At 56.9% G+C, this 17,005-nt stretch carries 18 protein-coding genes; 11 read left to right on the top strand and 7 right to left on the bottom strand.

What is annotated here, in order from left to right; translation table 11 throughout:
* Position 1 precedes the first annotated feature (1 nt).
* The 8 genes from mnmE to G485_RS0113840 all read left to right on the top strand — a co-directional run bounded on the left by mnmE (position 2) and on the right by G485_RS0113840 (position 8,707).
* The gene (gene mnmE, locus G485_RS0113805) at positions 2-1,378 is read left to right on the top strand and encodes a tRNA uridine-5-carboxymethylaminomethyl(34) synthesis GTPase MnmE (protein WP_027093036.1); all 1,377 of its coding nucleotides are present in this window, start codon (positions 2-4) and stop codon (positions 1,376-1,378) included.
* 27 nt (positions 1,379-1,405) lie between these two features.
* Positions 1,406-3,304 (top strand): tRNA uridine-5-carboxymethylaminomethyl(34) synthesis enzyme MnmG, encoded by a 1,899-nt coding sequence (gene mnmG, locus G485_RS0113810; protein ID WP_027093037.1) that lies wholly within the window; start codon positions 1,406-1,408, stop codon positions 3,302-3,304.
* A 1-nt stretch (position 3,305) separates the two neighbouring features.
* Positions 3,306-4,034 (top strand): 16S rRNA (guanine(527)-N(7))-methyltransferase RsmG, encoded by a 729-nt coding sequence (gene rsmG, locus G485_RS0113815; RefSeq protein ID WP_027093038.1) that lies wholly within the window; start codon positions 3,306-3,308, stop codon positions 4,032-4,034.
* A gap of 228 nt (positions 4,035-4,262) precedes the next feature.
* Positions 4,263-5,081, top strand: a complete 819-nt coding sequence (gene noc / locus G485_RS0113820; RefSeq protein WP_027093039.1) for a nucleoid occlusion protein — start codon at positions 4,263-4,265, stop codon at positions 5,079-5,081.
* Between the two features lie 215 nt (positions 5,082-5,296).
* Positions 5,297-6,070, top strand: coding sequence for a ParA family protein (locus tag G485_RS0113825; RefSeq protein ID WP_027093040.1), 774 nt, complete (start codon positions 5,297-5,299; stop codon positions 6,068-6,070).
* Positions 6,051-6,902: a ParB/RepB/Spo0J family partition protein gene (locus tag G485_RS0113830; protein WP_027093041.1), complete on the top strand. Its 852-nt coding sequence runs from the start codon at positions 6,051-6,053 to the stop codon at positions 6,900-6,902. The genes G485_RS0113825 and G485_RS0113830 overlap by 20 nt, the downstream gene beginning before the upstream one ends.
* Before the next feature lie 100 nt (positions 6,903-7,002).
* A complete protein-coding gene (locus tag G485_RS0113835) occupies positions 7,003-8,175 on the top strand; it encodes an aminotransferase class V-fold PLP-dependent enzyme (protein ID WP_035156238.1) in 1,173 nt (390 codons plus the stop codon).
* Positions 8,176-8,215: 40 nt separating this feature from the next.
* Positions 8,216-8,707 (top strand): DUF4446 family protein, encoded by a 492-nt coding sequence (locus G485_RS0113840; RefSeq protein ID WP_027093043.1) that lies wholly within the window; start codon positions 8,216-8,218, stop codon positions 8,705-8,707.
* On the opposite strand, the gene yyaC is transcribed toward G485_RS0113840, so the two are convergent.
* Complete coding sequence (gene yyaC, locus G485_RS0113845; RefSeq protein ID WP_027093044.1) at positions 8,682-9,299, bottom strand: spore protease YyaC; 618 nt, start codon at positions 9,297-9,299, stop codon at positions 8,682-8,684. The two genes, G485_RS0113840 and yyaC, sit on opposite strands and share 26 nt — an antisense overlap.
* 134 nt (positions 9,300-9,433) lie before the next feature.
* Here yyaC and G485_RS0113850 point away from each other — a divergent pair, with 134 nt between their 5' ends.
* From G485_RS0113850 to G485_RS0113860, 3 genes are read left to right on the top strand one after another with little or no spacing between them, the layout of a single operon-like run.
* Positions 9,434-9,682: a putative Se/S carrier protein gene (locus G485_RS0113850; RefSeq protein ID WP_027093045.1), complete on the top strand. Its 249-nt coding sequence runs from the start codon at positions 9,434-9,436 to the stop codon at positions 9,680-9,682.
* 15 nt (positions 9,683-9,697) lie between these two features.
* Positions 9,698-10,618: a mechanosensitive ion channel family protein gene (locus G485_RS26505; protein ID WP_051318277.1), complete on the top strand. Its 921-nt coding sequence runs from the start codon at positions 9,698-9,700 to the stop codon at positions 10,616-10,618.
* A 4-nt stretch (positions 10,619-10,622) separates the two neighbouring features.
* Positions 10,623-10,853: a DUF951 domain-containing protein gene (locus G485_RS0113860; RefSeq protein ID WP_027093046.1), complete on the top strand. Its 231-nt coding sequence runs from the start codon at positions 10,623-10,625 to the stop codon at positions 10,851-10,853.
* Between the two features lie 115 nt (positions 10,854-10,968).
* Here G485_RS0113860 and G485_RS0113865 read toward each other — a convergent pair whose 3' ends face one another.
* The 6 genes from G485_RS0113865 to G485_RS30650 all read right to left on the bottom strand — a co-directional run.
* Positions 10,969-12,243 carry a CehA/McbA family metallohydrolase gene (locus G485_RS0113865; RefSeq protein ID WP_027093047.1) on the bottom strand — a complete coding sequence of 425 codons (1,275 nt, stop codon included), beginning with the start codon at positions 12,241-12,243 and terminating at the stop codon, positions 10,969-10,971.
* 15 nt (positions 12,244-12,258) lie between these two features.
* Positions 12,259-13,131: a carbohydrate ABC transporter permease gene (locus G485_RS0113870; protein ID WP_035156243.1), complete on the bottom strand. Its 873-nt coding sequence runs from the start codon at positions 13,129-13,131 to the stop codon at positions 12,259-12,261.
* A 4-nt stretch (positions 13,132-13,135) separates the two neighbouring features.
* Positions 13,136-14,011 (bottom strand): ABC transporter permease subunit, encoded by an 876-nt coding sequence (locus tag G485_RS0113875; protein WP_027093049.1) that lies wholly within the window; start codon positions 14,009-14,011, stop codon positions 13,136-13,138.
* A gap of 84 nt (positions 14,012-14,095) precedes the next feature.
* Positions 14,096-15,541: an extracellular solute-binding protein gene (locus tag G485_RS0113880; protein ID WP_156922351.1), complete on the bottom strand. Its 1,446-nt coding sequence runs from the start codon at positions 15,539-15,541 to the stop codon at positions 14,096-14,098.
* Positions 15,538-16,584, bottom strand: a complete 1,047-nt coding sequence (locus G485_RS0113885) for a LacI family DNA-binding transcriptional regulator (protein ID WP_027093051.1) — start codon at positions 16,582-16,584, stop codon at positions 15,538-15,540. The genes G485_RS0113880 and G485_RS0113885 overlap by 4 nt, the downstream gene beginning before the upstream one ends.
* A gap of 149 nt (positions 16,585-16,733) precedes the next feature.
* On the bottom strand, positions 16,734-17,005 hold a 272-nt coding region (locus tag G485_RS30650; RefSeq protein WP_027093052.1), incomplete at its 5' end, for a hypothetical protein.

Consider the following 17,005-nt stretch of genomic DNA (forward strand, 5'->3'; position numbering starts at 1 on the left):
CATGACAGAAGATACGATAGCCGCGATCGCGACCGCGCTGGGCGAAGGCAGCATCGCCGTCGTTCGAATCAGCGGTCCGGATGCGGTAGAGCTTATCGCGCCGTTGTTCCGTTCCAAGACCGATCTTCGCGAGGCTCCGACGCATACGGTGAACTACGGATGGATTGTGGATCCGGCGGACGGAACCGTATTGGACGAAGTGCTGGTGACCGTCATGAAGGGTCCGCGTTCGTTTACGGCGGAGGACGTCGTGGAGATCAGCACGCACGGCGGCATCGTCGCCGTTCAGTCGGTGCTCGAACTCGTGTTGCGAAGCGGAGTTCGCCTGGCGGAGCCAGGGGAGTTTACGAAGCGGGCGTTCTTGAACGGGCGAATCGACCTGGCTCAAGCGGAGGCGGTCATCGACCTGATTCGCTCGAAGTCGAGCCGGGCATTCCAGATCGCCCGCAGGCAATCGGAAGGCGCTTTGTCGAAGCGGATCGTGCCGCTGCGCCGGAAGCTGATCGAATTGCTCGCGCACGTCGAGGTCAACATCGACTATCCGGAGCATGACGTCGCCGAGATGACGGCTGCGTCGATTACGGAAACGTGCGGCGAAGCGCTGAGATCGGTGAGGGAGCTCCTAAAAACGGCCGCGGAAGGCAAAATATTGAGGGAGGGCATTGTCACGGCCATTGTCGGCCGGCCCAATGCCGGCAAATCGTCGCTGCTCAATGCGTTGGCGCAGGAGAACAAAGCGATCGTCACCGATATTCCGGGAACGACGCGCGATATCGTGGAAGAGTCGGTGTCTTTGTCGGGCATTCCTTTGAGGCTGCTCGATACGGCGGGCATCCGGGAGACGAGCGATGTGGTGGAGAGAATCGGCGTCGAGCGGTCCCGCGGGGCGCTGAACGAAGCGGATTTGATTCTGCTCGTGCTCAATCATAACGAGCCGCTGCACGACGATGAACGCAGGCTGATGGACGAACTGGCGGGACGGCCGGTAATCGCCATTGTGAACAAGATCGATCTTCCGGGCAAGCTGGAGCTGGACGAAGTGCGAAGCCGATTCGGAGACGATCGGGTAGTGGAGATCTCCGCGAAGGAAGGCATTGGAATCGACAAGCTGGAGCGAGCGGTTTCGGGGTTGTTCTTCGGCGGCGGGATCGAGAGCGAGGACTTGACTTACGTCAGCAACGCACGGCACATCGCGCTGCTGCATCAAGCGGCTCAATCGCTTGAGGATGCGATCAACGCGGCGAACGAAGGCGTTCCGATCGATCTGATCCAGATCGATATCGCCGCCGCGTGGGAACGATTGGGCGAGATTGTAGGCGATGCCGTCGGGGAATCGCTGCTGGATCAAATTTTCTCGCAGTTTTGTTTGGGCAAGTAAACGAGCGATATAAGGAGGGGAATGGCGATGGGATACAATGCCGGAGATTATGACGTTATCGTGATCGGAGCGGGGCATGCGGGCTGCGAAGCGGCGCTCGCCGCAGCCCGCATGGGCTGTGAAACGCTGCTCTTGACGATCAATTTGGATATGGTGGCTTTTATGCCTTGCAACCCGTCGGTCGGCGGGCCGGCCAAAGGCCATGTCGTGCGCGAAATCGACGCGCTTGGCGGAGAGATGGGGCGCAACATCGACAAGACGTTTATCCAGATGCGGATGCTGAACACGGGGAAAGGCCCGGCCGTGCACGCGCTTCGGGCGCAAGCGGATAAGTTCCTTTACCAGCATACGATGAAGGAAACGATTGAGAAGCAGGAGAGGCTGACGCTGCGCCAAGGCATGGTGGAGGATTTGATCGTCGAGGACGGAGTTTGCCGCGGGGTCATTACGAAGACCGGCGCCGAATACGGCGCGAAAGCGGTCGTTCTGACGACAGGAACGTATTTGCGCGGCAAAGTCATTATCGGCGAGCTGATGTACGAGAGCGGACCGAACAACCAGCAACCGGCGGTGAAACTGTCCGAAACGCTTCGCAGACTGGGATTGGAGCTTGTGCGGTTCAAAACCGGAACGCCGCCGCGCGTGCATAAGGATACGATCGATTTCAGCAAGACGGAAATTCAGCCGGGCGACGACAAGCCGAAGTATTTCTCTTTCGAGACGGAGTATTCGGATCGCGCGAACGACCAGCTGCCTTGCTGGCTGACCTATACTTCGGAAGAAACGCACAAGATCATCAACGACAATCTTCACCGCGCGCCGATGTTCTCCGGGGCCATCGAAGGAACGGGACCGCGTTATTGTCCTTCGATCGAAGACAAAATCGTCCGCTTCGCGGATAAGCCGAAGCATCAGATCTTCCTGGAGCCGGAAGGGCGGAATACGAAGGAATATTACGTGCAAGGGCTGTCCACGAGCATGCCGGAGGATGTGCAGCTGAGCATTTTGCGATCGATTCCGGGGTTGGAAAAGGTTGAAATGATGCGGACCGGGTACGCGATCGAATACGACGCCGTCGTTCCGACGCAGCTGTGGCCTTCGCTGGAGACGAAGCTGGTACAGAATCTGTTCACCGCGGGCCAAATTAACGGCACTTCGGGGTATGAGGAAGCGGCGGGACAAGGCATCATGGCCGGCATTAACGCCGCCCGTAAGGTAAAAGGAGAAGAGCCTGTCATCATCGACCGCTCGGCCGGTTATATCGGCGTCATGATCGACGACTTGGTGACGAAAGGCACGAACGAGCCTTATCGCTTGCTTACGTCCCGCGCGGAATACCGTTTGCTGCTGCGGCACGACAATGCCGATTTGCGGTTAACCCCGCTCGGCTACGAAATCGGGCTTATTCCGGAAGCGCGCTATCAGAAGTTCCTGGAGAAGAAGGCGCGTGTGGAGGCCGAAATCGCCCGTTTGAAGGAACTGAAGTTCAAACCGGACGAACAGGTGCAAGCGCTGTTGGCTTCCCGCGATTCCGCTCCGCTGCAAAATACGGTGGATGGCGTCACGCTGCTCCGGCGTCCCGAAATTTCGTACGCCGACCTGGAGAAGCTCTCTCCCGCGCCGGTCGAGTTGACGGAAGACATGAAGGAGCAGGTGGAAATCCAGATCAAGTACGCCGGCTATATCGAGAAGCAGATGCAGCAAGTCGAACGGTTGAGCAAAATGGAGAAAAAGCGCATTCCGGAAGATATCGACTACAGCATCATTCACGGGCTGGCGACGGAAGCGAAGCAGAAGCTGGACAAAGTTCGTCCGCTCTCGATCGGTCAGGCTTCCCGGATTTCGGGCGTCACGCCGTCGGATTTGTCGATTCTGCTCGTGCATCTGGAGCACTATAATCGCGTTAAGGCGGCGGCCCGGGGGTAACATGGATACCGTACAACAATGGCTGCAGGACCAGGCGCGACAACTTGGCATCGCATTGTCGGAACGACAGCTGGAACAGTTCGAACTCTATTACCGGCTGCTGGTCGAATGGAACGAGAAGATGAACTTGACCGGCATTACGGAGAGAGAGGCGGTGTACGAGAAGCATTTCTACGATTCGCTTACCGTCTCTCTTGCCGCCGACCTTCAAGGAGATTCCGCGTTGGCCGACATCGGCTCGGGCGCCGGGTTTCCCGCTTACCCTTTGAAAATCGCTTTTCCTCAATTAAAAATCACGATTGTGGACGCGCTGGCCAAGCGAATTCGCTTTTTGGAGGAAGTCGCTTCTGCTCTGCAGCTGGACGGTGTCGTTTGCCTGCACGGAAGAGCAGAGGATGTCGCGAGACTTCCGGAGCACCGGGATCGTTACGACGTGGTGACGGCCCGAGCGGTTGCCCGGCTGGCGGGCTTGAACGAGTTGTGTCTGCCTTTCGCGAGATCGGGTGGCGTATTCGTTGCGATGAAAGGGTCGGACTTGACGGATGAATTGAGCGAGAGCCGGTTCAGCTTGAACAAGCTTAACGCGGGCTTGCGGGAAGTGAAGAAGCTCGAATTGCCGATCGAGCGTTCCGAACGGCATCTTGTCGTCATCGACAAGAAGGGGCCTACCCCTAAAGCGTATCCCCGCAAGGCGGGTGTCCCACTGAAATCGCCGCTGCTAGGCTCATAGCGCAAATTGTTCCACGTGAAACACAACCCCCTTTTGCGGCATAAATGTTTCACGTGGAACAAATAAAGCTATGAAAGTTTTTTCACGAGCAGGAAAAGAAGAATGGACAGCGAATATAAATAGGTATAGCAAACCGACGTGCCGCATATGCGCCCGATGGCGTGAATTGGCGGCGCTTTTTCGTCGAGAGGCACGTGAAGATTAAGAGAACGTGGTGGTCCAGAAAATATGAGAGAACCGTTGTCGCGAATTTTCGGCCTGACGGATCGTAGCGGCCAAGAAGAAGTGAGACAAATCTCTGTTGCAGACATCGTTCCGAGCCCCTATCAACCGCGAACGGTATTTGACGACGAACGGATCGAAGAACTGTGTCAGACCATCAAAACGCATGGGGTTATTCAGCCTATTGTCGTGCGGGTTCGCAACGGGAAACACGAGATTATTGCGGGCGAGCGCCGTTGGCGCGCCGTTACCCGACTAGGGCTGGAACAGATTCCCGCTATCGTTCGGGAAATCAACGATTCTCAGGCTGCATCCATCGCTTTGATCGAGAATTTGCAGCGGGAAGGGCTGACGGCCATCGAGGAAGCGGTCGCCTACCATAAGCTGATGGAACTGCACCAGCTGACGCAGGAGAGCCTCGCTCAGCGTCTAGGGAAGAGCCAATCCACCATCGCGAACAAAATTCGGCTTCTTCAGCTTGGAGAAGAAGTGAAGAACGCGCTGCTGGAACGGAAAATAACGGAGCGGCACGCCCGCGCTTTGCTCTCTCTTCCGGATGAAGAATCGCAGAATAAGCTGCTTCGCGAGATTATCGAGAAGGAATTGAACGTCAAGCAGACGGAAACCCGCATCGCGTTCTTGCTCGAAGCCAGCAAGAAACCGAAGACCCGCCGCGTCTCTTTCTCCAAGGATATTCGCTTGGCACTGAATACGATCCGTCAATCGGTCGATATGGTAACGGGTTCCGGCATCCCGATCAAGTCGAGCGAGCGGGACTGCGACGATCATATCGAGATTGTGATCCAAATTCCAAAGCGCAAATAGAACGGCGAAGGTCATGATCGCGTTCGGTTTGTTCGTGCCGGCGCGTTTGTTGCGTTATGATATTTGAATGGCGGCGCAACGCCGGGCAGGGAGGATGCTCCGGCGTGCGCCATTGCGCTTATTTTCCAATCATTGATAGGTTTTGGAACGGTAGAAAATGCTTTAAAATTAAAAGGTTCGTCCGCATAGGCAGTTCTATAATGAGGTGAAGGGTTTTGTCTAAAATAATTGCGGTTGCCAATCAAAAAGGCGGTGTCGGGAAGACGACAACCGCCGTCAATCTGGGCGCCTGCTTGTCGACGTTGGGACGCAAAGTGCTCATCGTCGATATTGACCCCCAAGGCAACACGACAAGCGGAATTGGGGTCAGTAAAGCGGATGTGGAATACTGCATCTATGACATTCTGATTAACGACATCCATCCGAAGCAAGCGATCGTTGAGACGGGGCTTCCGAATTTGAAGATGATCCCCGCCACCATCCAACTGGCCGGTGCAGAGATCGAACTCGTTCCTACGATATCCCGCGAGATTCGTCTGAAGAAATCCTTAGCCATGGTGCGCAACGAATTCGACTACATTCTTATCGATTGCCCTCCGTCGCTTGGACTCTTGACGATCAATTCGCTCACGGCGGCGGATTCGGTGCTCATTCCGATCCAATGCGAGTATTACGCCTTGGAAGGGTTGAGCCAGCTTCTCAATACGATTCGTCTCGTACAGAAGCATCTGAATACGTCGCTTCAGATCGAAGGCGTCTTGTTGACGATGTTCGATGCGAGAACGAATCTCGGCATTCAGGTCATCGAAGAAGTTAAGAAATATTTTCAGCAGAAAGTGTATCAAACGGTCATTCCGCGTAATGTGCGGCTAAGCGAGGCGCCTTCTCACGGACAATCCATCATCACGTACGATCCCAAATCCAAAGGCGCCGAGGTTTACCTCGAGCTGGCGAAGGAAGTGATTACGTATGAGCAAGCGGCTAGGTAAAGGTTTGGATGCGCTCATTACCTCTCTGTCCGTCAAGGAAGACGATAAGGTCGTTGAAATTCCATTGTCTCAACTAAGAGCCAACCCGTATCAGCCTCGCAAGACGTTCGATGACGATGCGATCAAAGAGTTGGCGGAGTCGATTCGCGAGCATGGCGTCATCCAACCGATCGTCGTCCGAACTGCGCTTCGCGGCTTCGAAATTATTGCAGGCGAACGACGATTCCGTGCGTCTCAGTTGCTGGGCAATCCGACGATTCCGGCCGTCGTTCGTCCTTATACCGATCAGCAGGTGATGGAGATCGCCCTGATCGAGAACGTGCAGCGCGAAGACTTGAACGCGATCGAGATTGCCGTCGCCTATCAGGCGATCATGGATCAATTCTCGTTGACCCAGGAAGAACTCTCGTTGAAAGTCGGCAAGTCGCGTTCCCATATCGCCAACTTCCTGCGGCTTTTGTCGCTTCCGGATGAAGTCAAAGATCATGTTTCACGTGGAACATTATCGATGGGTCATGCGAGAGCGCTGGCCGGCATTAAAGACGATGCCAAGAAAAAAGAATTGGCCAAGCTGGCGGTCGCCAACGGATGGAGCGTCCGCGATTTGGAAGACGCGGTGCAGCAGCCGGAAGCGAAGGGGAAGGCCGTCAAGCCGAAGTCGAAGACGCAAAAGCGGGATCCTTATTTGGAAGAAATCGAGGAGACGCTGCGCGAGAAGTTCAAGACAACCGTGCGAATTAAAACGAACAAAGACAAGGGAAGCATCGAATTTGCCTACTTCGGAAGAGGAGATTTGGAGAGACTTCTGGAGATTCTTCAAGCACTCGCATAGGTTCGGGCGTGATAGCATACTTAAGTTGTAATCTTTCGCGGGAAGGATTAAACTTAGGTATGCTATCCTTGCGTCAGGACGACGTTGGCGGAGGAATTCGATGAATACACAATCGATTATTTATATGGATAATGCGGCAACCTCGTGGCCGAAGCCTCCGGGCGTGACGGAAGCGATGAAGAGGTGCATGCGGGAAGCCGCGGCCAATCCGGGGCGCGGAAGCCATGAGATGGCGGTGAGGGCAAGCCGCGTGCTCTTCGAGGGCCGCAAGGCGCTGGCCAGGCTGTTCCGCATCCAGAACCCGAACGACATCGCTTACGCGCTGAACACGACGCAGGCGCTAAATACGGCCTTGCAGGGGCTGCTGAAGCCCGGCGATCATGTCATCACGACGTCGCTCGAGCATAATTCGGTCAGGCGACCTTTGGAGGCGTTGCGGCGGAAAATCGGTATCGAGGTCAGCTATGTGCAGACGAATGCGCAAGGAACGGTCGACTTGTCCAAGCTGCGCCAAGAAATTCATAGCCGCACGAAGCTGATTGCGGTGACGCACAGCTCCAACCTGTTGGGGACGATCACCCCCGTAGGCGATGTGGGGGCCATTGCGAAAGCGCACGGCGTCAAGCTGCTCGTAGACGCGGCACAAAGCGCAGGCGTGCTGGACATCGACGTCGGGGCGATGGGGATCGATCTGCTCGCTTTCCCGGGGCATAAAGGGCTCATGGGGCCGCAAGGGACCGGAGGGTTGTACATACATCCGGATCTGGACCTGGAGCCGCTGATGTACGGAGGGACGGGAAGCAGTTCGGAATCCCCGGAGCAGCCGACTGCGCGGCCGGACCGCTACGAAGCGGGAACCCAAAACACGGTCGGCATTGCCGGCCTGACGGAAGGCGTCAAATTCGTGCTCGCGGAGACGACCGAACGGATTCATCGCCGGGAGCTGGAATTGACGCGACAATTGATGGAAGGCCTTCGGGGAATTCCCGGCGTGACTCTGCTCGGACCGGGTCCGGAAACGGAACGGACGGCCATCGTTTCCTTCCTCATGGAAGGGTTCGATCCGTCGGAAGCTTCTTTTATTCTGGATCGGCAGTTCGGTATCGCCGTTCGTTCGGGATTCCACTGCACGCCGCTCGGCCATCAATCTGCCGGAACGACGGAGACGGGAGCGGTGAGGGCAAGCCCGGGATATTTTACAGCCGAATCGGAAATCGTATCCTTGGTTGAGGCTGTGAAGGAAATGATGGCGACGCTGCGTAAAACGAACTAAATCGTACAATCAGAAGATTGGCAAACATGGGGGAGAAAGCATGAACGGGTTGGACGATAACGTTTGGCTTGCAATCATTGCAGGCGAAGGTGTCGTAGCGATCGTTATTTTGATATGGGTCATCGTACTGAGCGGCAAGCTGCGCAAATTGCGCAAAGCGCACAACAAATTGATCGGCGACACCGGCATTCCCGACCTGGAAGGCGTATTGGATTCGCTGCACGGAAGATTGGGCGAACTCGAGAGCGGGCGTCAAGAGCAGGAGCAGCGGCTCGCCAGACAAGAAAAACGCCTGGCCTCACTCAAGGGGCGGATCGGCGTTCATCGTTTCAATGCGTTCGCGGATTCGGGCAGCGATCTGAGCTTCTCCGTAGCCATCGTCAACGAAGAGCAGGACGGCGTCGTCCTGACGGGCATTCACGGCCGGGACCAGATGTTCCTTTACGCGAAGCCGCTCGATAAAGGCCAGTCCGCTTATATGCTGTCGCCGGAAGAGAAGACGGCGATCAATCAGGCATCGCAAAAGGAATAGCGGGGCTGCGGGTATTTCGAATGGCGAGCAGGAGACTCTGCGAAATAATATCCGCCATTTTCATCACAAGATTGAGACGGGTGTTCTGGAGCACGAAGTACTCCATGAAGCCGCCGACATTCACAATTCCGGTCATGTGCACGTCCCCGACGGGAGGCAGCTCCTTGTTGACGCCGGCTCCCGGCCGTACCGGCCCGGCCCCGATCTGGATGCAGCCGACGCTCGATACTTGTCCGAGACAAGCGTCGACGGCAATGACGTAAGGCTGCGGAGACGTCCGCGAGATTTGAAGCAGCGTCTCGTTCAGATTCATGGCGTGCACAGGTTCGTCCAACGTACCGTACAGGTCGAATTTGGGGTTCGGTTCCCGGGACAAGCTGGTGCCTACGAGCGGGCCTAGCGAATCGCCGGTAGAACGGTCGGTCCCGACGCAGACGATAACGATGCGCTTCTCCGCCGGAAGCGGCCCCAGATGGCTTTCCAGCCGCCCGGCTAGCCGGGTGATGACATAGGGTTCATTGTAAGGAATCTTCAAAGAAAGCGCGGCCGCATCGCTGCCCGAACCGGGCCGTCTCTCCCAAGCGCCGTTCATTCGTCTGCTTCGCCTCCTCTCATGGGATGTTACTAGTATATGGACGGCTTTGCGCATTTATACTCACAGGCGGGCAGAGACCTGCAAGATAACGGCGCAATCTGCCGTTCGACTGCGAAAGGGGCGGTGCTCCAATGGAAGCTTTCTTGATCGCTTTTGATTCCACCCAACAGGCGTTAAGAGCGGAGATGCTGCTCGAATACGCGGAAGTCGACATCGACATCCGTCCCACGCCCAAAGAGATTACGGCGGGCTGCGCGCTGTCCATCGAATTCCCGGGGGAGGCGCTGGACACCGTACGGGACGTCATTGCCGAGGAGAAGGTCGAGATTCGGGGGCTGTTCCGCTTCGTGGAGCCGGGCCGCTACGATCAAATCATGTAAGGATGGTGAAGCGATATGGGACCTGGATGGCTGCGGCCGCTGCCGCTGGACGTTCAGATCGATGAGACCATCGAGAAAAAGCTGAATCTGTGGCAGAAGCTCATAGACGAATATTGGGGGATGCTCACAGATCCGGACATGTGGGAATCGGTCATCCAAGTGGCGGTGCGAATTGCGCTCATTCTTATTTTCAGTCAAATCGCCAAGCGGATCGCCTACCGCGTGATCGACCATCTCACCCATCCGAAGTCATCCAAGCGGTTCAAGCTGCGAACGCGGCGGGTGCAAACGGTAGGGAGACTTCTTAAAAACACGGTATCTTACGTCTTAAATTTTGTTGTCATTCTGCTCGTCTTGGGCGAGTTCCACATCAATCTGGCGCCGCTGCTTGCGGGAGCCGGCGTCGTCGGCCTGGCCATCGGCTTCGGGGCTCAGAGCCTCGTCAAGGACGTCATTACAGGCTTCTTTATCATTTTGGAAGACCATTTCTCGGTCGGGGACGTGATCGAAACCGGGAAGTTCCGGGGCACGGTCGAAATGATCGGTTTGCGCGCGACCCGGATCAAGAGCTGGACCGGAGAGGTGTACGTCATTCCGAACGGCTCGATTACCGATGTGACGAACTTCTCGGTGAACAATTCGCTTGCCGTTGTCGACGTCTCAATCGCCGCGACCGAACAGCTCGACCAGGCGATGGAGGTCGTTCGCGGGGTGCTGGCCAAGTTCGAAGACCCGAACCTGGTAGGGGCGCCGGAGCTGCTCGGCGTTCAGTCGATGAACGCCACGGACGTCGTCTTGCGGATTACGGCCGTCTGCCGGCCGAACACCCAGACGGCGCTGGCGAGGCATCTGAACGCGGAGATCAAGAAAGGGTTCGAGGCGGCCGGGGATCCGCGCTATTACAAAGCGCCGGCCCTGGAACGGACGGGAGGTTGAGCCGATGGAACCGAAGGTTTTCCAGCTTGGCGACATTGTGCAGATGAAGAAGCCGCATCCTTGCGGCGCGAATGAGATGGAGATCATCCGCATGGGCATGGACATCCGCATCAAATGCGTCAAGTGCAAGCACAGCATTCTGCTGCCGCGCGCCAAGTTCGAGAAGAGCATGAAGAAGGTGTTGCGGCCGGCTTCCGAACAATCGGAGGATCATCGGACGGAGTCGGACAGCTAGGGAGAGTGCGGTTCGGATGCGGAGCGAGGCTGCTTGCAATTCGGATCCGGAGGAACGGACAAGAAGAAGAGGCCTGGGGACAGGGTCCCCGGGCCTCTCTGCCATTCGTAAGGGTTCAATCGCCGTGGCCGATATAAATGGGATTGGTCAGGCAGGACGTAATCGTCCGATTCCATTGCGGCAAGAAACGTTTCGCTTCCGCCCGGTAGAACAAGCGGTCGGCCTGCACGCGCATCGTGAATTCGCCTTCTTCTTCAACATCCCACTCCTGCTCGATTCCCCGATCGGACCACAGCTCAATGCGATCCCCGGCTGCGCCGCGTACGTTCACCGTCAACTGCAAATCGCTTTCTCCCCGAACGTTCACCGTTTCCCCGATCCCCGCGCTCCCGAGCGACAGATCGATGAACGTCTCGTTCACACCGAACGAAAGAACGACTCGCCCGTCTCGAATCGCCTGCAGAATGGCTTCCTTGGACTCGGCATCGGCTTTGACGTAAGTCGTCGGCGTGCCGTGGGCCACCAAAGGATGCGGGGCATGCGTGTCGCTTCCACCGATCGCCACGATTTTCTTGCCGGCGGCAAGCTGCTCCTGCCACCAATGGACGGCGGTCTCGTTGAGCGGACGCCAAGGTCCGTTCCACACTTCGATCGCGTCGTAAGGAACGTCGAACCCGAGCTCCCACGGGCAATCGGGGCAGAAGGGGTGGTTTAGCGAGATCAAGGCGCCTTTGCCGGCCGCGCGGCGGAGCGCCTCGGCCGCTTGTTCCGGCGTGAGAACGCGGAAATCGTCCAGCGCGTCGAGCGCCCCGAGGAGGTTGGCATGGCCTTTATAGCTGGTCAGTTCCACCCCGGGGATGAGCACGATTCGGTCGTCGGCGGCCAGCGTCGCCAGGTTCTGGGAAGCGTTGTTGTGGTCCGTGAACGCCGCGAACGCCAGTCCTTTCTCCTTGCAAGACTGGATGGAATCGGAGATGGTATAGGAACCGTCGCTGTGGACGCCATGCATATGCAGATCGCCCTTTATCCAGCGCGGGTGTTTATAGGCGAGCTTCAGCTCGATCCGCACCTCGCAGCCGCCCGGAGGAATCCGGTAGGCACCGAGCAGGATGCGCCATTCGCCTTCCGGAATCGGACCGGCCAAATAGCCGGGCGTCGCCGTGTCGAGACCGACGAAAAACGTCTCCCGGGCTCCGCCGCTCCAGCCGACGATCCGCTCGGGCGAGCGAAGTCCGATATCGACGACGGCAGGGCCGTCTGACCGGTCGTAAGCGTAGAGGACCTCGATTCGTTCCACAGCTCCTTCCACCGCGAAGGGAATCTCGATGTATGTCTTCTCTTCTTCCTTGGCGATCCATCGCTTCAAGGTCTGTGCCGAGACAACGGACATTCGATCCCGTCCTTTCTATTCTTTATTTGCCCCTAGGAAAATACCCTTCATAAAATATCTTTGGACGAAAGGGTAGACGGCCAGCAGCGGAATCATCGTGATCAGCACGCCCGCCATCCGGACGTTGGTCGTAATCAGGAAGCTGCTGGAGGTGGAGCTGGTGTCGACGATCATCGATTTCAACGCCACCTGGAGCGTGGTCTTCGCCGGATCGTTGATGAGCAGCACCGGTGCGGTCAGCATGTTCCAGCGGCTTACAAATTCGAATAAAGCCACCGTCGCAAGGCCCGTCTTCGCCAGGCGCATGTACATCGTTATGAAAATGCGCATCGTTCCCGCACCGTCGATCTGCGCGGATTCGGACATCTCGTAGGGAACGCTCGCAAAGAAATTGCGCATGAGCAAAATCGAGAAGCCGGAGACCATGCCCGACAGCACGAGCGAGCCCAGCTTGTCGAGCAGATGGAGGTCCTTGTTGACCAGGTAGAGCGGAATCATAATGGCATCCTGCGGAATCATCATGGTGAGCAAAAGAAACGACACCATCGGCTTCCGGCCCGGCAGATGCGGCTGAATAAGCACGTAACCGGCCAGGCTCGACAGCAGGACGTGCGCAGCCGTTCCGCAGACGGTGACGACGGCGCTGTTCATGAACGGCCGCCACAGATCGAGGCTCTGCCATACGATCCGGAAGCCTTCCGTGCTGAATGGCTTCGGGAACAAAATCATCTCGGGACGCATCGACGCCAAGCCGGACGAGAAAGCGAGGGAGACGACGTTGACGAAGGGCACGATCATCGTCAACATGAGCAGCAGCAAGAAGGCGTAGTTCAGGGCGTCGAACGTTTTGTTTTTCCAGCCCATTCGGTCGTAGCGATCGATCCCCATACCGTTACACCTCATCGAAACGAGTCATTTTGCGAACCGCAACCGTCAGCAGCAGCGTCAACAGGACGACATAAAAGCTGGCCGCCGCAGCCGGGCCGATGCGAATCTCCATAATGCCCTTCTGGAACGTGTACATCATCAGCACGTCCACTTTGCCGGCGATCGCCGGATTGCGCATCACGAAGATCTGGTCGAAGATGCGGAGGATGCCCAAAGTGTTCAGCAGCAGAATCACCTTCATCGTGTTCGCCAATTGAGGCAAGGTGACGTACAGCAACTGCTGCCATCTTGTCGCTCCGTCCATTCGCGCGGCTTCGTACAGGGAGGGATTGATCGCGACGATGCCGGCCAGGAACAGGATGCAATTGTAGCCCATGTCCTTCCATACCGCCGAGCCGATCATGATGCCTCGCGCCCAGGAATCCTCCGCCAGGAAGTTGATCGGCTTCAGGCCGAGAAGCTTGCCGAGCAGCAGGTTGACGAAGCCGGTGTCCGGAGACAGGAGGAAAATGCACACCCCGCCGATGACGACCCACGACAGCAGATGCGGAACGTAGAGGATCAGCTGTGCGGCTTTCTTAAACGGACGATGCAAAACCTCGTTTAACGACAAGGCCACGATCAACGGAGCGAAGAAGCCGCCGATCCATATGCCCCCGCCGATGATAAGAGTGTTCCAGAAGGCGTTCCAGAACGTCGGGTCGTGCCCAACCGTCTCGTAATTCGCAAACCCGACATACGGCCTCGCCCCCATCAGCTTGTAGTCCTGGAAGCTGGTCTGCAAACCTTTTACGAGCGGATAATAGGAGAACAGAATAAAGTAGATCGCGACGGGAAGCATCAGGAGATAGAACGGGCCATATTTCTTCAACGTCTTCATCGGTCACACTTCCTCTTCCATAGTGCCGGAAGCGCGAAGAAGCGAGGAATGGCGTTCCTCGCCCTTCGCTGCGCCGGTTGCCGACTACTCGTCGATCAGATTGGCGTCCTTCAGTTCTTTTTGCATTTGAGCGACAGCGTCCTTGGCCGGCATTTGGCCGGACATCGCTTTGAGCGCGTAGTTCGTGACGATCTTCTCGGCGTCCGGCCAAGTAGGCAGCGACAGCTCCAGGGTGGCGTATTTTTTGGACAGCGCCATGGCGTCCTCGACGCCGGGCAGCGCCGGGAACGGCGACTTCACGTTGGAGTTGTACCAGAAAGGAACGCCATGATCCATATTCGCTTGTTTGCCGGTGTCCGTCAGCGTATATACGCCATTGTCCACCGTGTAATCGTATCCTTCGACGCCCAGGCTGCCGAGCAGAATGCCGTCCTGCGTCTGCCAAAATTCAAGGAACTTCTTGGCGGCTTCCGGGTGCGGAGCATTCTTCGGAATGATCCAGAAATCCGGATCTCCGCGGCGCATCAAGATGGCGCCGTCCGCCGCGGGAATGCTGGCCATGCCTTCCGCCTGGAAGGTCGTGTTAGGGTCTTCCTGCTTCTTCAAATTGTTAAACATGCCGACCCACGCGTCCCAGTAGGTGATCATGCCGACGCGGTCGGACAGGAACAGATTGCGCATCTTTGCCGTGTCGTTCGTCACGAAGTTCGGGTCCATGATGCCTTCTTTGACCAGCTTGGCGAACCATTCGTACATCGGAATGGCGGCGTCCGAAGCGTAAGGGATCGTCCGCTTGCCGTCCTTTATCACGTACCTGTATTTCAAACCCGCCGCGCTCATGATGCCTTGGATGTCATACAAGCCGGAGGTGCTTAAACCGTAAGTGTCGGCTTTCCCGTTCCCGTCGGGATCGTCTTCCTTAAAGGCCTTGAGGACGTCGTAGAGCTCGTCCAACGTCTTCGGCTCCTGAAGATTCAGCTTGTTCAGCCAATCCTTGCGGACGATCGGCATCGTCGCGCCCTGGAATTTGGAGAAGACGCCGTAAATTTTACCGTCCTTCCCTTTGAGCTGATCCCATTCGGCCGTCGGAATGACGGACGGATCGGACAGGACGGGGGAATTCTGGACGAAGTCGGTCACGTCGGTAACGACGCCTTGGCTGATAAAGGCGTTCAATTTGGCCAGGTCGCTCACTTCGATCAGGTCGTATTTGGCGCCCGAACCGAGGGCGGTGAGCACCTTCTGGTCGTAATCGCTGGCCGGCTTGTCCAGCGTGACGTCTAAGCCCAGCTTGTCGCCGAGCGCCTTGGCAAATTTCTCATTGCCTTCCGGCGTCTTGCCCCCGACATTGCCGGACAGAATGACAAGCTTGCCTCCGACGGAATCGGTCGAAACGGCCGAAGCGCCGGAATCGGACGCTTCGGACGACCCGGTTGCGGCAGGCGAAGACGAATCTTGGCCGGCGCAGGCGGACAGAAGCAGAACTCCGGCTGCAACGGCGGATAGAGCGGCGCTGAATTTAAACTTCACGATACATTCCCTCCCAAATTCAATTTAGGTTCCGTGCAAGAACTGCGGATGACCATGTCGGTTGGCACGATCGTTCGCTTGAAGGTTCCAGCCGCTCCGTTGATCTGCTCGAGCAGCAAGGTCGCGGCCTCCCGCCCCAACCTTTCCGCATGAAGGCGGACTCCCGTGAGCGGCGGCGTGAACTCCGGCGAGAAGACCGAATCGTCGCTGAAGGCGAACACGGACAGCTGGCCGGGGATCGAAAGGCCGAGCGTCTCGGCCGCTTTGTAAACGCCTAGAGCCATCGTGTCCGTGTCCGCGATGACGGCCGTGATCCCGGGATGGCTCCGGAGCATCCCAAGCGTCGTCTCGTAGCCGAAATCGAACGAAGGATTGTCGGGATCGGGCTTGTACGCCACTTGGTACGAAGATGGGGGAAGCCCGGCTTCCCGAACCGCCGCCAGGAAGCCTCGAGCCCGGTCGTCGGCGACTGTTCGGAACTTGGGCGCGTTCAAAAACAGGAAGCTTCGATGCCCTAGTCCGAGCAAATAGCGGGTAATCTGCTGCGTCATCTCCACGTTGTCGTTGTCCACGTAAGAGACGCGGTTCTCATACTCCGGCGACGGTCTGCCGATCAGAACGATCGGCACATCGCCCGAGAGCCGTTCGGCGATGCGGGGGTCGCGATTCTCCGGATCGAGCAGAATCTCGCCGTCGACCGGGTCGGTCGCCATGTGCTCCACCCGGTTCTGAAAGGACGAGGGCAAGGCGTTTACGAGCAGCCGATAGCCGTGAGCGTAGCAGACGCCGAGCACCCCGTTCAGAAGCGAGAGGTGGAACTGGCTGAATTTGACCTTGTCGGCCCGAATGTTCAGTCCGATAATTCGGGTGGACTTGTTCGCCAAGCTGCGGGCCCAGTAATTCGGCTTGTAGTTCAGCTCTTTGGCGGCGGCCAGCACGCGTTCGGTCACTTCTTTGCTGATCGGTCTTTTTTTGCTGAATACGCTGGATACGGTTCCTTTGGAAACGCCGGACGCTTTCGCGACGTCGTCGATCGTGGCCATCGATAACAATTCCTTTCCTTTCTCATGAGCAGGGTTCGTTAAACCGGTTTATTGATTTTCCTGCGCAATCGGCCTTATCTTCCGATCCAATCATCCGCGATGATGCGAACCGATTACGTTCTTAATCGTAAACCGGTTTTATTAAGCCGTTATTCAATCGGTGTAATTTGTTTGTAAATCCGAGCAGAGAAGGGAAAAGAAATGTAGGCGGGGGACGGATAAATTCCGGTTGCACGGTTGTCCTTACTTAGGGCTTGCTGAACGAACAAAAAATCCTTATTCCACAAGGGATTTGAGCTACTTTTGTCGAATTTATCTGCAAGGAAAACATAGAAAATTGGCAAAAAACCTTGCAGATGGAGTGAGCGAACGTGTTCGTGCCGAATCGGGATATGGCAGATCTGTTGGAAAATTTCTACTT

It is taken from the genome of Cohnella thermotolerans DSM 17683 (assembly GCF_000429825.1).
In the GTDB taxonomy this organism is placed as follows: Bacteria; Bacillota; Bacilli; order Paenibacillales; family Paenibacillaceae; genus Cohnella; species Cohnella thermotolerans.

Coding starts and splice junctions, on each gene's coding strand:
- G485_RS0113885 (WP_027093051.1), bottom strand. CDS start 16,584: ATGGCCACGATCGACGACGTCGCGAAAGCGTCCGGCGTTTCCAAAGGA.
- noc (WP_027093039.1), top strand. CDS start 4,263: ATGAGAGAACCGTTGTCGCGAATTTTCGGCCTGACGGATCGTAGCGGC.
- mnmG (WP_027093037.1), top strand. CDS start 1,406: ATGGGATACAATGCCGGAGATTATGACGTTATCGTGATCGGAGCGGGG.
- yyaC (WP_027093044.1), bottom strand. CDS start 9,299: ATGAACGGCGCTTGGGAGAGACGGCCCGGTTCGGGCAGCGATGCGGCC.
- G485_RS0113870 (WP_035156243.1), bottom strand. CDS start 13,131: ATGGGGATCGATCGCTACGACCGAATGGGCTGGAAAAACAAAACGTTC.
- G485_RS0113840 (WP_027093043.1), top strand. CDS start 8,216: ATGAACGGGTTGGACGATAACGTTTGGCTTGCAATCATTGCAGGCGAA.
- rsmG (WP_027093038.1), top strand. CDS start 3,306: ATGGATACCGTACAACAATGGCTGCAGGACCAGGCGCGACAACTTGGC.
- G485_RS0113865 (WP_027093047.1), bottom strand. CDS start 12,243: ATGTCCGTTGTCTCGGCACAGACCTTGAAGCGATGGATCGCCAAGGAA.
- mnmE (WP_027093036.1), top strand. CDS start 2: ATGACAGAAGATACGATAGCCGCGATCGCGACCGCGCTGGGCGAAGGC.
- G485_RS0113835 (WP_035156238.1), top strand. CDS start 7,003: ATGAATACACAATCGATTATTTATATGGATAATGCGGCAACCTCGTGG.
- G485_RS0113875 (WP_027093049.1), bottom strand. CDS start 14,011: ATGAAGACGTTGAAGAAATATGGCCCGTTCTATCTCCTGATGCTTCCC.
- G485_RS0113850 (WP_027093045.1), top strand. CDS start 9,434: ATGGAAGCTTTCTTGATCGCTTTTGATTCCACCCAACAGGCGTTAAGA.
- G485_RS0113860 (WP_027093046.1), top strand. CDS start 10,623: ATGGAACCGAAGGTTTTCCAGCTTGGCGACATTGTGCAGATGAAGAAG.
- G485_RS26505 (WP_051318277.1), top strand. CDS start 9,698: ATGGGACCTGGATGGCTGCGGCCGCTGCCGCTGGACGTTCAGATCGAT.
- G485_RS0113830 (WP_027093041.1), top strand. CDS start 6,051: ATGAGCAAGCGGCTAGGTAAAGGTTTGGATGCGCTCATTACCTCTCTG.